11 protein-coding genes and 1 pseudogene are annotated in these 15,042 nt (G+C 47.8%); 1 reads left to right on the plus strand and 11 read right to left on the minus strand.

What is annotated here, in order from left to right:
* Nucleotides 1–8 precede the first annotated feature (8 nt).
* Nucleotides 9–1,535 carry an acyl-CoA dehydrogenase family protein gene (locus Psfp_RS13240; RefSeq protein ID WP_134219020.1) on the minus strand — a complete coding sequence of 509 codons (1,527 nt, stop codon included), beginning with the start codon at nucleotides 1,533–1,535 and terminating at the stop codon, nucleotides 9–11.
* 829 nt (nucleotides 1,536–2,364) lie between these two features.
* On the opposite strand from Psfp_RS13240, the gene Psfp_RS13245 reads away from it, so the two are divergent.
* On the plus strand, nucleotides 2,365–2,655 hold the full coding sequence (locus tag Psfp_RS13245) for a CC/Se motif family (seleno)protein (protein ID WP_134219021.1): 291 nt from the start codon (nucleotides 2,365–2,367) through the stop codon (nucleotides 2,653–2,655).
* 1,008 nt (nucleotides 2,656–3,663) lie between these two features.
* Here Psfp_RS13245 and Psfp_RS13250 read toward each other — a convergent pair.
* The 10 genes and pseudogenes from Psfp_RS13250 to Psfp_RS13295 form a co-directional block, all read right to left on the minus strand.
* Complete coding sequence (locus Psfp_RS13250; protein WP_134219022.1) at nucleotides 3,664–5,283, minus strand: CoA-transferase; 1,620 nt, start codon at nucleotides 5,281–5,283, stop codon at nucleotides 3,664–3,666.
* 75 nt (nucleotides 5,284–5,358) lie between these two features.
* Entirely contained in the window at nucleotides 5,359–6,882 is a 1,524-nt protein-coding gene (locus Psfp_RS13255; RefSeq protein ID WP_134219023.1) for an acyl-CoA dehydrogenase family protein, read from the minus strand.
* 151 nt (nucleotides 6,883–7,033) lie between these two features.
* A complete protein-coding gene (locus tag Psfp_RS13260; protein ID WP_134219024.1) occupies nucleotides 7,034–8,641 on the minus strand; it encodes an FAD-binding oxidoreductase in 1,608 nt (535 codons plus the stop codon).
* Nucleotides 8,642–8,653: 12 nt separating this feature from the next.
* Nucleotides 8,654–10,030, minus strand: coding sequence for a (Fe-S)-binding protein (locus Psfp_RS13265; RefSeq protein WP_134219025.1), 1,377 nt, complete (start codon nucleotides 10,028–10,030; stop codon nucleotides 8,654–8,656).
* 19 nt (nucleotides 10,031–10,049) lie between these two features.
* Complete coding sequence (locus tag Psfp_RS13270) at nucleotides 10,050–11,504, minus strand: FAD-binding oxidoreductase (RefSeq protein ID WP_190258595.1); 1,455 nt, start codon at nucleotides 11,502–11,504, stop codon at nucleotides 10,050–10,052.
* Between the two features lie 686 nt (nucleotides 11,505–12,190).
* Nucleotides 12,191–12,754, minus strand: coding sequence for a hypothetical protein (locus tag Psfp_RS13275; RefSeq protein ID WP_134219026.1), 564 nt, complete (start codon nucleotides 12,752–12,754; stop codon nucleotides 12,191–12,193).
* A gap of 33 nt (nucleotides 12,755–12,787) precedes the next feature.
* Nucleotides 12,788–13,771: a VWA domain-containing protein gene (locus Psfp_RS13280; RefSeq protein ID WP_134219027.1), complete on the minus strand. Its 984-nt coding sequence runs from the start codon at nucleotides 13,769–13,771 to the stop codon at nucleotides 12,788–12,790.
* Nucleotides 13,750–14,682: a MoxR family ATPase gene (locus Psfp_RS13285; protein ID WP_243120641.1), complete on the minus strand. Its 933-nt coding sequence runs from the start codon at nucleotides 14,680–14,682 to the stop codon at nucleotides 13,750–13,752. Before Psfp_RS13285 ends, Psfp_RS13280 begins: the two co-directional genes overlap by 22 nt.
* A 35-nt stretch (nucleotides 14,683–14,717) precedes the next feature.
* Nucleotides 14,718–14,897 (minus strand): hypothetical protein, encoded by a 180-nt coding sequence (locus Psfp_RS13290; protein WP_134219028.1) that lies wholly within the window; start codon nucleotides 14,895–14,897, stop codon nucleotides 14,718–14,720.
* A gap of 14 nt (nucleotides 14,898–14,911) precedes the next feature.
* Nucleotides 14,912–15,042: pseudogene (locus Psfp_RS13295) on the minus strand (electron transfer flavoprotein subunit alpha/FixB family protein); the annotation flags it as partial.

Here is a 15,042-nt window from a genome sequence, read left to right on the forward strand (position 1 = left end):
TTGAGCCACTAAAACATTCTATCTTCGGTTACAAATTCCGGAGCCCACCTGTAGTATTCCTTGGGATAGGCTTTCTTCAGGCCTTTGTAGTTGGCCTTGACGAGCTGCAGTCCGCCTTTTTTAGTCCGGTAGGTCATGACCAGACCCTGTTCTTCCAGAGCGTCTATAACCTTGACCAGCGCTTCGTCATCAGCCTCGATATATTCCTTGATATCACCCAAGGTCATATGCAGACCCTGGTTTACCCTGTAGTCTTCGCCCAGCACAGCCAGGACATTTTCCTCGCTGAGCGCTAATTTCTTCTCAACAGGTCCCGCCGCCGGCACCGGCACACCAAGTCTCTCACTGATAACCCGGCGCGGCATCTGCATATCTTCAGCCATCAGCTTGAGGCCGCTTCTGAACACTACCAGCCTGCAGGCTTCCAGCGTGCCGCCTGCGATAAAGTCGGTCTTGGCAACTTCGAAAATGTTCTGGATCGGGTAGAAACGGTTCACACCGTCGCCTGCCATAACCTGAGTGGCGTCACAGCTGGAAGCAAAGGTGTTTTCAGCGCCACAGGCCTTGACCATGCTTGCTTCGATAGTGATATCCTTGCCCAGATCCCAAAGGTATGCCGTGTAGTAAACAGACATGCGCGTCGTTTTAAGCCTCATGATGATATCAGCTATTCTGGTCTGGTTTCCTGCCAAATCGATGGTGGGCCGGCCGAACTGGACTCTCCTCTGGGCGTAGGGTACGGTATATTGCAACAGTATTCTCTGCCAGCCGGCGGCTGAAGCAGAGATCAGGGTCCTTTCAAAATTAAGGCCGTGCATTAAAACCTTCCAGCCTTCGCCCTCTTTACCGATCCTGTTGGCCACAGGTACGATAACATTATCAAAGTCGAGGGAACCATTCTGGACATTCTCGAACCCGAGGATCTCATTGATCCTTTCCGAGGAAAAACCAGGTGTACCCTTTTCAACGACGAAAGCGGTGAGGTGGCGGTGTTTTTTGATATCCTCAGGGTTGCTGCTTGTCCTTGTGTACACGATGTAATGCTGGGCCACGCCGGCTCCGACGATAAAACGCTTCTTGCCGTTGAGGACATAATGGTCCCCTTCCAGTTTCGCTTCCACTTCCATACCGGAAGCATCAGTGCCCGCGGTCATTTCGGTAATACCTACACACCCGATTTGACCTTTGGCGATAGCCGGAAGATACTTCTGCTTTTGCTCTTCCGTACCGAAATCCAGGAACTGCATCACGCCGCCCATCATATTTCCAACGATGACCCTGCCCATGCCGGGGCTATAGCTGTGAACTTCTTCAGCAACGATGCAGCCGCCTGTGCAACCCAGGCCCATTCCACCATACTCCTTGGGGATGGCAGCGCCTGTAAATCCTGTTTTGCCAAACTCTTCATATAGATCGAAGGGGAATTCTCTCGCCCATCTGGTTTCCATTTCCCGACCCGCGATCTTTTGCATAAATGCTTTTACATCTTTTGCCAGCTGCTTTTGCTCTTCACTCCACCAGGGAAAGAAATCCATACTTTTTTCCTCCTTTAAGATTATAGTGCTTGATTCCAGATTTCCATTGATAATTCATATTCCTATGTGGCCGGGGTTTAAGTCGATCGTTTCCAGGTTATCCCTTAGTCCCAACTCTTGCGCTCCCGGTAATGGTCTTGTTGTCCTTCCCCCTTTGCTGCTTAATTTAACTCTAGGGAAGTCTTTTCGATAAACAGTTGGTTATTTCCCCAGGGGTTAGAATGACTGCTATAGTTGATAGTATAATTAATGGTTTTAGTATCGCCTATAGTAGTTGCCACAGAAAAAAAGCTCTATTTCAAAAACAGAAGCATGTTAAATAAAACACTTTCTATGATACTATTTTAGAAGATGTTCAGGTAAAACAACATCTACAAAGGCTAGATAGATCTTTTATTAACAATAGTAATTGTATAGTAGAGTATTTAAAAGATCAAGTCTAAATTTATCTTAAACGCTGCGCCAGGCAGGCTTTACCAACTTAAAAGTCCTGCCCGTCAGAGTCAGCCGGACAGGACTTTTAAGTACAACCTGCGTTTACTTCTTATACGATATTCTGCGCTTTTACCAATACTCTATCCTCTGTTGCCCAGGTCGGGAACCACCTGTGGTATTCCTTCGGATGCGCCACTTTCAGGCCAGTAGGTAACCTCGACAAGCTGGATGTCCTTTTTGTTCCGCAAGACCATGACATAGCCTTTTTTTCCAGGGCGGCGTCATCAGCGGCAATATATTCTTTGATATCGCCCAGCGTCATATGCAGGCCGGGGTTGATCTTGTATAATAAACTAAGGAAAGTAAGAATTAAGATATGAATGAAGGTGACTAAATGATAAAGATTGAGTTTACCAATGACGCTAAGGATTATATCCGCAAAAAAAACGCCGATTCCATAACCGTAGATATGATGTCAATATACTATGGGGGCCAATACAATGAACCTGTCGTATCACACGGCAAGCCAACTTCACCTCAAAATTACGACTTAGTAGTTGTAAACGGGATTAAAGTCTATATTTTTAAGGGCGCCGAAACCGAACCGGGTGGGATTACAATATCCGTAGGAGAAGGTAATCAAAGACTGCATGTAGCAGGGTTGGTTTATGACAAACTGGGTTAAGGTAATGGAAAGAAAAATCTAACATATAAGAGCCGGCAGCCTGATTGCATTGCATACGCTTTAGTTCTGCGTTTTGAGCCAGGGAAGAGTGCTTGCAAGGCATCGCCTCCACAAAATTTTACGCATTACCCTTTCTAAAACCGTCCGCCTTTCGATTTAAACTTTCATAAAAAGAAACCGTTCTCACGACCTCCAGTAGCTTTTTCTCCCCAAGTTAAAGTAAATAAGCCCGGCTTTATTCCGGCCTGGCCGGAATAAAGCCGGGCTTATTCCTCACTTGCTCTAACGCTTATCCCAAATCAGTTTGTGCGTATACTAACCCTGATATGCGCAGCCAATTAAATGCACTCGGCTCAACTTCCAGGAATATTTTAATTCCATCGGGTTCGGTTTCGGCGCCTTTAAACATATAGACTTCGAGCCCGTTCGCATTCACTAAATCGTACTTTGCAGTTGAAAGCGGTTTGCCTGCTGACACGGCAGGTTCCCAGAAATTTCCCCCTCATCCGCCCAAATTCATCATATCCACTGTAATCGAGTCGGCGCTTTTTTGGAGGATATAATCCATGGCATCATCGGTGAACTCAACCTTTAGCATTAATTCTTCCCTCCTTCTTTTTTACTTTCTTAGTAATATATGATATTCTACACTATATTTTAATTTTCCTCCCTCTAATACCACTTGTCTTTGTAATAGTTTTTTCGAAACGTATACGTTTCGAACCTGCTGAACAGATAAAAAAAGCCACCTAATGTTTAGGTGGTTACACAAAAAATACTGAAATAAGTATGGCACAATCATATTACCATATTTTAAGGGATTTTGCTATGCTTTATAGTATTTCTACATTAAAGCAATTCTTGAAGTTATTTGAATGCATGATAGGCATTCCCAATACCGAAATTTTTTATCTGATAACGTTTTTTAAAGAGAACTGGGGGTCTCTCATAAAGTGGCCCCCAGTTCAATAATACAATCTTAAGGCTTAAAAATATTTATGCGTCTTCTTAGATTTCACCCTTAGCTTCCAGGTAAGCCTTCAAGCCGCCCCATTTTTCCTGGAACAGCTCAGCCGGCATCAATTTCGGACCGCCTTCGGGGATGATCGGCTTGAATTCCATTTGATCCAAAATATGAGCCTGTAGATCGATGCCAGGCGCTATTTCTGACAGAAGCAGGCCCTGAGCAGTCCCTACGAATACGCATCTTTCTGTTACATACAGGATTTTGTGTCCGTCATGCACGGCTTGCTTCAAGCTGAAGGAGTTCTGTGGAATCTTTTTAACGAACTTCTTGAACTTGCCTTCTTTGTCTATAACCAGCTTGCCGTCCTCGATATGTGTTTTAATGCCGCCTGCAGTAAAGGTGCCTATAAATACCGCGAGCCTGGATGTAGCACAAATGTTCATAAATCCACCTACACCCTTTAATACGCCGCCCATTAAGCTTGTATTCAAGTCACCATTTTGGTCCACTTCGCCCAAACCGAAAGCGCCGAACTCCAATCCGCCGCCGTCGAAGAAGTTGAAGTGGTCGCCCTGGTCGGATAAGGATTCGACATTGTAGTGAGCGCCGAAGTTTATGCCTGCGGCGGGTACTCCGCCAACTGCGCCTGATTCTGAAATCAGAGTAAGGGCGCCGCTGATGCCCTCTTCAGCCAATATACTGCCAACCATCTGGGGCATACCCAGACCGAAGTTGGCTTTTGCACCAAGAGTTACTTCCATGGCAGTTCTTCTTAATGCGACTTTAACTCCATCGAACGGGATTACATCTGCGCCGGTTGATACGTCGACCCTGGCTTCCCCTGTGAATGCGGGATTATATTTTCCGCCTGTAGTGCTGAGGCGTCTTTCCGGCTGCGTCTCAACAACGATATAGTCTACATAGATTCCGGGAACTTTAACCATCTTGGGATGGATTGTGCCGGTTTCAACGACTTCTTCTACCTGGACAAAAACCTTGCCGCCGTTAGCCCTAACAGCCTGGGCAATTGTTAACATTTCAAGATTGTAGGGCTCTCTGTCGGTAGAGATGTTGCCGTTTTTGTCGGCCTTAGTTCCTCTCATCCAGCCGATGTTGAGGTCCATGCCTTTGAAAAACAGCATTTCTTCTCCCCTGAAATCAGGGATGTACTCAACAAATTGCTCTTTGCTGTCTTTAGCTAACTGGTTGATTGCTCCACCGTCCACACGGGGGTCGACATAGGTGTTAAGACCGCATTGGGACAAGGTTCCCTTCATGCCTCTGGCCTGGTCCTTGTAGACCTGTAAAAGCGTACCCAGGGGCAGGCACCAGCCTGCAATTTTATTATTCATGAGCTGTTCAGTTGTAAAATCGGAGCAGGCAGAGTGCGAGCAGACCCATCTTTCCATCAAACCGGTATGCGCCAGATGGTCTTCGCACCGGCAAAAACCATTCTCTTTAGTAGCCGCAAAGCCCCCGCCGCCTGCCGCGTGGGTATAGCCGATGCTTTTCGGATGACCGGTTTCTAAATATCTTTTTTCAACTTCCATTAAAATTTCTTCCGGCGTCCCGGAGCATCCAAATGTGGCAACTGCAATGTTGTCGCCATCATTGATTAAATACGCGGCTTCCTTAGCTGTGATAAACTTCGGTTTTGACATATATTACCTCCAATATTTCATTTACTAACGTATGCTATAGATACAACATTACACAGTAACTTTATAAAGTCTTTTCTAGAATACCCGGTCCTCAGTTGCCCAAGTCGGGAACCACCTGTAGTATTCCTTCGGATGCGCCACTTTCAGGCCATCGTAGGTAGCCTTGACAAGCTGGATGCCTTTTTTGTTCCGCAATACCATGACATAGCCCTTTTCTTCCAGGGCGACAATGGCTTTTTCCAGGGCGGCGTCATCAGCGGCAATATATTCTTTGATATCGCCCAGCGTCATATGCAAGCCCGGGTTGATCTTGTAGTCTTCAGCCAATACGGCCAGAAGATTATCTTCACTCACAGCCAGTTTCTTCTCAACAGGTCCCACTGCAGGCACAGGAACGCCCAGTTTTTCGTCGATGACACGGCGCGGCATCTGAATATCCTCCGCCATCAATTTAAGAGCAGACCTGAATATGGTCAGCCTGCAGGCTTCCACGGTACCACCTGCTACGTGCTCAGTCTTGGAAACCTCAAAAATATTCTGTACCGGGTAGAAGCGGTTCACACCGTCTCCTCCCATAATCTGAGTGGCTTCATTGGCCGACAGCAGGGTTTGTTCAGCGCCATAGGCCTTAACGGCACTGGCTTCAATGGTAACATCCTCTTCCATATCCCAAAGGTATGCCGTGTAGTATACTGCAATACGCGAGACCTTTAACCTGGTCACGATATTGGCAATTTTGTCCTGGTTAGCGGGAATATCGATGGTGGCTTTGCCGAACTGGACCCTCCGCTGTGAATAAGGAACGGCGTTGTTCAATAAGAGCCTCTGCCAGCCGATTGTGCCGGCGGAAATTACAGTTCTCTCAAAATTAAGTCCCGCCATCATTATCTTCCAGGCTTCACCCTCTTCACCGATCCTGTCTTTTTCCGAGACGATCACGTTATCAAAGTCGAGGGAGCCATTCTGCACGTTCTCAAACGCGAGGATCTCATTGAGCTTTTCGCAGCTGAAACCGGGTGTGCCCTTTTTAACCACGAAAGCAGTGAGGTGACGGCGCTTTTTGAAATCTTCCGGAGCATCGCTTGTTCTGGCATACACAAAATAACGATCAGCTACACCAGCCGCAACGATAAAGCGTTTTTTACCGTTCAGGACGTAATGATCTCCTTCTTTTTTGGCGGTTAAGGTTATTCCTGCAGCGTCAGTTCCGGCTGTCATTTCAGTGATAACAACAGCCCCAATTTCGCCGCTGGCGATAGCGGGCAGGAATCTCTTCTTCTGTTCTTCCGTACCGGCTTCAATAATCTGCCGCAAGCCGCCGTTCATATTGCCCACGACGATCCGGCCAATACCCGGCATTAATGTGTGCAATTCTTCAGCCAGGATGCAGGCGCCTGTCGCGCCCAGTCCCAAGCCGCCGTACTCTTTGGGGATAGCGGCGCCAATGTAGCCTCTTTTGCCTATCTCTTTATATATTTCAAAGGGAAATTCTCTGGTCCATCTGGTTCTCGCATCAATTGGCGCGATTTGTTTACAAAATGCTCTTACCTCTTGTTGAAAAGCTAATTGCTCTTCTGTCCACCAGGGAAATCCTTTCATTTTACTACCTCCTTTAATGTAAATACCGGATTTTGATAGTAATATACTGAATATTACTACACCTGATAATACTATATGCGAGAATCACCTCATTACAGAATTACCTGGGCTATTGTTAAAATAGCCCAGGTAATTAAACGTTCCTATATTCTTACCACTTACGCATTGGCAGTTCGTCCGGAACTTCCCAATCTTTGATTTCCTGCATCCACGGCGCCCTGTTGACAAATTCGTCATGAGCAAGGGGCACCGGCGGGTGGCTGATCCATTGCGGGTCGAATTCTTCCTTGACCTTCAAAAGCCAGGTGTGATAGTTCGGGCCATACATCGGTCCGGTCAGGAACAGCGGCTGGTGAGGTCCTAACAATGAAGTATAGTAGCGGTGTTTGATGTTCATCTTCGAGGTGTCTACATAGAACTGGTCCACACCTTTGATGTCTTCGCGATGGTCCCAGTAAATGAGGAACTCGGAGTAACCCTGGTGGCCCATTTCGAAGCCCTGGAACCAACCGGGATCGCCGAAGTCCGGCATGAGCGGCGGTGTGTATTTCCGCTTGAGTTCGGCATAGGTTTCACCATGCTGTGTGGCCTGGGTGAGAGATTCAATGATATAGTCAACTGATACGTAGGAACCGCACATGAGCCACATGCCTGCCGAGTCGGCGTTTTTAATCCAGGACTCGTCTGAAGGCTTGGTGCGAGTCTGAGTTCCGCCCAGTTCCGTCATAATGTCGTTTAAGACTCTTACCTGATAGTCGAAATCTTCTTGAGAGGTATAGCCTACCACCAGCACCCTGACGATGAAGAAGTTCCTGAGGCTTTCTTCATTTTCAACCAGCCAGAGTTTCCAGAATTCTTCTTTGTCCTCAGCCTTGGCGATAGCTCTCCAGAACTTGGGAACCTTCGTCAATGCGGCGGCGATTTCAGCATGGCCAATTTCATACATGGCCTCAACCTGTTCTTTCTTGGAAGGCATCAGGAAGTTAAACCATCTTACCCGCGGCGGCAGGGCCAGGGCAGTGTTGGGAGCAATACCGCTCGGCTCCAGCTTCTCAGGCTGGAAGGGCAGGGTCTTGATCGCCATCTTGCTGACAATACCAAGGCAGCCGCGCAGTCCGGTGAAACCTCTCAACAGACCTCTTAAGTCGGGGCCGGGACCCTCACCCCAGAACGGGTCGTCCATGACTGCCAGTGAACCCATCTTCACTACGTCGCCCTCGGGCAGAACCAGTTCGGTGCCGAGGATACGCCTGTGCGGCAGACCAATCCTGTGGCTCAGGGGGGACCAACCGTCACCGATGAGGTTACAAATGGCCGAGCACTGTGCGCCGCCGCCGCCGATAACGGAGTAGGCGCCTTTGTTCAGGGCTTCCTGCTGGCAGGCTGCCAGGGTTACGCCGCTGCCCACATCAAAGTAGAAGTGTTTCTCATCATATTCAAACTGGTTGGTCCGCTTCAGGTCGATAATCAGCTCGTTTTCCACGTGGCAGTGGGTACGGGGACCATAGAAACCTGTTGAGTACGGTACGTACGGTACATCATAGCGGGCGCAGATTTTCACGACCTTCGAGATTTCTTCTGTATTCTTGGGGAGACAAACAGCATGCGGCAGAACGGTCATAACACGCTCATAACCGGTACCGTTTTCATAGCCGGCCGGACCTGAACGGTATCCTTCCATAACAGCCGGATCTTCGGAAATATACCTATCTCCCACAACCGCTTTAATAGCGTTGTATGCTTGTCTATTGATGCTCATTGTTACACCTCCTTATATTTCAACTGAGGCAGCGATAAGCTCAGCTATATCCATAACTTTCACGCTGCCGCCGTCTTCTTTGGCAACCTGGGCAAAGTTGCTCTTGCACCACGGGCAAGCGGATACAAGAACCTCGGCTCCAACTGCTTTAACCTCTTCCAAGCGATGGTTGGCCGCAAATTTGGAGAATTCCGGATAAGCTTCTTTCGTGCCACGACCGCCGCCGCAGCAGAACGCATTCTCACGGATCCTGATCGCTTCAGTGAAGTCAGCGCCGGGGATAGCATTCAACAGGTTGCGGGTTTGCGCATAGAGGCCTTGTCTGCCACGCCTTCTCAGCATTCCGGGATAAATCATACCCATCCAGCCGCGTTCGCCCTTATAAGGTTTCCAGGGGTCGCACAGTCTGCTGACGCTGCATGCGTCATGGTAGGTGAAGCGCACGTCAACCGGTTTGGTCAACTTCAGCTTGCCTGCTGCCAGCGCTTTGTCGGCAAATTCAATCAGGTGCAGGACTTCAAAGCCAAGGTCTTCCGTGGCGATGTCGAGCATCTTCGGATAATCGACCTTCCACATACGATAGCATTCAGCGCAGCTGGTCACCAGGGTTTTAGCGCCTGTGGCCTTCACTGCAGCAACGTTGGCTTCGGCCATTTTCTTGGCTTCATCAAACATACCAATGGAGAAGGGAGTGTTGCCGCAGCACTTCTCGTCTTTCAAGAGCATGAAGGGAGTGCCGGTGGCGTTGAAGATCTTCGCCGTCGCCTGTGCGATAGCGGGATTGACATAGGCGGAAGAACACCCTACAAAGTAGAGGACATCGGCCTTGTCGGCAACTTTGATGTCTTTCGTTACCCACTTGGTTCTGCTTTCAGTGGCCCCGAAATAGTTATTCTTTTTGGCGATATTGTCGACGACCTTCTTGTGAGCCGGCAGAGGAGCGGCGCCGTCTTTGACAGCCTTGACCCTCAGGGCCTCAAGGGACAACTCGATTTCCAGGTCGAGGTTACGTTTGCAACCCACGTCACAGGCTCCGCACAGCGTACAGGCATAGAGGATTTCCAGGAGCTTGTCCGTCCATTGCAGTCTGCCTTCTTCAATGGCCAGGCCGATTCTCATTTTGCCCATGGCGCCGTAAGCGTCAAAGTCATTCCAGAGGTTGCTGGCGCATCTGACCGGGAAAGACATGCCGGGGTTGTAGGTATGCTCTACCCAGTAGCACCCTTTGCACTTAATGCAGTGCTCCATGTCATAGACAAAATTCTTCAGGTTGGTAATATCAAAAGTGAGTGGCGTTTTTGGCGTATCATAGCGGTCACCTAGTTTATCAACTACAGATGCTTCTTTTCCTAAATTATGAGGGCCCGCCAACTGATCATATTTTGCCATGTTTCTTCCTCCTTTCTCCTTAGAAACACAAGTTTCCGGGATTCATAATATTGTTGGGGTCGAATACTTTCTTAACACGCTTCAAGGTCATGGTGTAGCTGGCAGCTTTGTCGTATACCATGTCAGCGATCTCGCCGTAAGGCCTTGAGAAGAAAGCGCCGGCGTTCATGAGAGCAGCTGCGGCTTCACGGTTGATCTTGGCAACCATGGCTTTTTCCTGCTCGTCTTCCGGGTTGTAGAACAGGCTGAATTCAACCTGGGCGGCACGGTTGTGCTCGATCGGCTGGATGTATTTGCCGATATCGGCGATGGGATAACCGTTCTTGGCGGCGATTGCATCCATAATCGCAACTTGTTCTTTTGCCTTGCCAGGTCTGGTGATGTAGAAGATATCCTGGACGCCGCCTCTTAAGCGATCCTTCCAGTACTTGACATCTGCCGGCCACGGAGACCTAAGCATCGGCATAAGTTTTCTTCCCAGGCCGGGGAAGCCGGGCAGTTTATCAGAAAGCGGCATATCGGTGAATTCACCACGTAAAACTTCAGTGAGGAATTTTTCTTCGTAGGCGATTTTTTCTTCCGGCCTTCTCATAACGCCGCTGATGGTCAGGATGAGTGTCCACGGCGGGAGCTTGGCGGCGAGTTCGTCAAAATCCTCAGCCTTGTCGGCAATGATTGCGGCGAGGTCAACGTTGTTGAGGAGGAGGCATTCCTGGCCAATCCTTCTCGGAAGGATCCTGTGCAGGAAGTTGTTGGCATATTCCAGATCGGTAACCGGAGCAAAATAGATCTTGTCTATTTTGGTCTGGTGTTCAATCTTGGCGCTCATCCAGTTGACAATACCCATGGTGCCCTGGGAGCCCTGCATAAAACGGTAGAAGTCAAGGCCTGGGCCGGAGGGATTGGCGCCTCTTGATTTTGAATCGGGGAAACCGTTAACGGATGCAGAACCCATTCTAAAGATGGAACCGTCAGCCCAGGTAACTTCCATCGACTGGGTCGGCTCACCATAATCATAAACGATATTCGTCGGAACAGCCCTGTCCAAGGTGTCGGATAATACTGAACGGTCCGGGCGGGGCAGCAGCGGCATAATAGTCCGCATACCCTGTTCCTTCAAAGCAGCGCAGTACTGGCCCCACGTTACACCGGCTTCAAACCTGGCCAAGCGGTTGGCTTTGTCAATCTCGAGGATTTTATTCATCCTCTTCATATCGACAACAACGCCACCCTGTTTCGGTATGCTGGAACCGTACAAGTGTGTCCGGGAACTAACGGGCACTACAGGGATGTTATTTTCGTTGCAGTATGCAACGACCTTTCCTACTTCTTCCGAGCTACCAGGCCATACCACGGCGTCTGCCATGCCTGACGGAAGGAGACTCAAATCTTTAGCATACAGTTGAAGGTCTTCCACTGTGTCGCTGACGTTCTCCTTCCCAACAATCTTTGCTAACGCGTCCTTGATGCTCATTTTGTTCCTCCTTTCAGATAAAAAAACTTTAACCATGTATTCCCATAGACCAGTTTTTGAGAACATTCTACAAGAAGCCCTCTCACTGAATGGAAACCAAACTGGGTTTTAAATAACTGCCTATTAAATTTGCTGCATAAACTTTCAGTTGGCTAGATTTCTTCCATTCCCCCTTTCACCATTGCGTCACGCTAGCCTCCTTTTCTTCAAATACACTTACGTTTCGCAAATTAGCAACAATTTCACAGGCTATATTATTGGCTGTAATATAATACTAAGTTTTAATATTGATTATAGTAATACATGAAAAAAATAACAGCTTTCAAATAATCCTTTTTCTATATTCAATTATCAAAAAAAATATTGCGCTGTAGTATAATATATAGTAGTATTAGATATATTAGTTTAACTGCCCGCTTTGTACATTTGAGAACTATTACAACTAAATTATATCTAGAGTTGTTCGCCCAATCTATTGACTCTTTTGACAAACCTTAAGCAGAAACAGAAATTATTTTTGTTAACACTATACAAAACAGTCCGGCTGCCGGATATAACGGCAGCCGGACTGTATATTCCGTTGGATAAACCTGTCTGACCAGGGTCTTAACGGCTATCCGAAGTAATTTATTTGTATTATTATCATACAAATATGGTTTCACATTCCCCGCGATTCGATAAGCTTTTCATCTCCGGATTATGTCAAGCATCCCATATTTACACCGAAACTGGCCTCCTGCAATGGAACCATCTACTTCCTCAACTGCCACCTCCGGAGAAACAAGCCTGGTTGAAGTTGGGACAACTGCAAAACTAGCCCCGGTCCAGATTATCATCATCGGCTCTGCAGGGATCTCACCAATAATAAGTCGGCCCTTGGAGATAGAGAGTTGAGATGGTTCCACATTCAGTATTCTCTGGTTCGCCTCGGAAAAATAATCATAGATTACTTCAATGGTAATTCCCAGCAAATCCAAAAGGTCATTGGAGAACCTGGTAAGCATTGGTGGATTCGCTTTTACCGACAAATATTCATCGGCCGGAAATAGCGGATGAGAAGCAAATTCCTCAGTTGTATCCTCAGGGTCTGTTGGACCAACCGTAACATTTCTATTGGCCAGTGAAATCCTGTCGACACCAGCCTTAATCAGCGGTTCGGTTTTTATCGGAATGCCGTGCGGCACCACATAAGTATAATCATCAAGCCTCAAGACGTCAAAAGGTATATCTATTTCACGGTCATAGGACAATTTTAAGCACCTTCTCTCATAAAAATTGGGGAACTACCTGATACACACTCTTCTAACCGCCTCGGCCATACCCTCCAGGTTTTTAACATCAAACAGTCCTGTAGCTGATCCGATAAAGGGACGGACATAGGTATCAAAATAAGACATATCCTCCTCTTCGTCTACAACTACGCGGAAGATATAGAAGGCTTTTGTCTTCCGGTAAAGTTTTCTTACTTCCAGAGAAGATTTCTCGGGTTCTGAAGTAAACAGGTCTGATAGCATGAGCACAACCGTTTGAGGTGAGAACTTGTCATGGTGATCTTCCTGCAATGTTTTTAGAGCATAGTAAATACTCGTTGTGCCGCCCCAATTTTCCCTTAACTGCATGACACTGACAGTGTCCTGCCAGGTCTTCCCGAGATCTTTCGTTACATGTTCAAGATCCTGGGCAAAGATAAAGATTTCCTTTTTCGACAACTCAAGGCCGACCGCCTGAATTAGTTGGATCAGCATCTTGATCCATACCTGCATCGAACCGGAAGTGTCCAGGATGATTACGAGCCGGGGTTTTTTAATAACCCTGGTTTTATACTTAAGATCAATCATTACTCCACCCGTTTGGATGGAACGTCGCAACGACCTCCTGTAGTCAATCTGCACATTCACTTTGCTGCGCCTGCGGTTACGGGACAGCGTAGAAACCAGCCGTTGCGCAATTTTACGCATCTGGATTCTGGCATCTTGCACGTCATCTTCAGTTATCTCGTCTTCCTGAACTGTCAAATACCCACTGCTGACTCGTTCAGTATTAACGACCAGCCCCTCTCCTGATAAGGGTTTGGTACCCTTGCGGCCCTGATATACGGCAGGCTCGTCGGTAGGTATTGCTAAAACACCGCCGGGGCCGGACTTCAGCCTCTGGGTATCAGTGGGTAGTTTTTTAACAGGCAACCTGAAAAGTGCTGCAAGCCATTCCCAGTAGTTCTGGCATTGCTCTCTGATAATTTCAAGAGTTAGAGGTTTTTGCACACCCATTTCCCGCCACCTTTCTTCCTAAACGACTCTTGATCCTCCCTGGTCTTTAAAAAGAGCGAGTTCAATGTATTCAGGAACGTAGGTTCTAAGGCGGGCAACTTGATATTTACTGCAGACTGGGCCAGGTCCAGGCTTTCCGATATGGACGGGGGCTTTAAGAGCTGCAACTCTACCCGCAACAAGTGCATGGTACGGGCAATCTGCAGAGCTAAAGCAGGGCGGAGACCATCAACCTTGCGCATCAGGATGGTAGCCTCCCGGTTCATCGTCGGAAAGTCAATATATAAATAGACACACCTTCTGCGCAGCGCGTCACCTAAGTCTCTCACAGCGTTTGAAGTTAATATTACCGGGGGATGAGACGCAGCCTTTACGGTACCAAATTCCGGTATGGATACTTGAAAGTCCGAAAGGATCTCCATAAGGAAAGCCTCAAACTCCGGATCCACTTTGTCAATTTCATCAATAAGCAAAACAGGGGTTTTCTCAGCCTGAATGGCGGACAGCAGAGGTCTTGGGAGTAAATAATCCGCCCCAAAGACATCGTTTTTGCCGCCTCTTTGGATATCAAGGATTTGTTTTTGGTAGTTCCATTCATACAGCGCTTTTCCCTCATCCAGGCCTTCATAGCACTGCAGGCGAATCAACTCCGCATCCAGGAGTGTCGCCAAAACTTTCGCTACCTCTGTTTTGCCGCTGCCAGGCGGTCCTTCAACCAAAAGAGGCTTGCCCAACCCAAGCGCCATATAAACAGTGAATGCCTCTTCATCCGAGCAGATATAGGAACATTCCTTTAACATTCTTTCTTTTAGCGACTGGGGCGTCATTTGACTGATCAAATGCTGCAGCCCCTCCGTTTGGCCGGTCTTGCCCACAGTATCGACCGCTGACTTAGCCAATCTGATATTCAATTTTTATCAACTCCTTTGTCAATATTATAGGTGAATTAAGACGCTCCCCAGTGAAATATCAGGGCAATGCTGTAAGTAACAAGGATGGAGACAAACAGGCAGATGACCGAGACGCCAAATCGTTGCCATTGACTTGTGATGCTGCGGCTTAAGATATGCCCTGCAACCGGGAACGACATCCCCAATAGCGCAGCAAGAATAATGGCTTTCAACATACCACTCACCCCTTTCAGGACGCCAATAGTTTTTTGCACTCTTCAGTGAGGAGAGGCACCACCTCAAACAAATCGCCAACGATGCCGTAGTCCGCTACCTTAAAGATGTCCGCCTCGGGATCCTTGTTAATGGCCACGATGCATT

This window comes from Pelotomaculum sp. FP, from assembly GCF_004369245.1.
Classification (GTDB): domain Bacteria; phylum Bacillota; class Desulfotomaculia; order Desulfotomaculales; family Pelotomaculaceae; genus Pelotomaculum_C; species Pelotomaculum_C schinkii.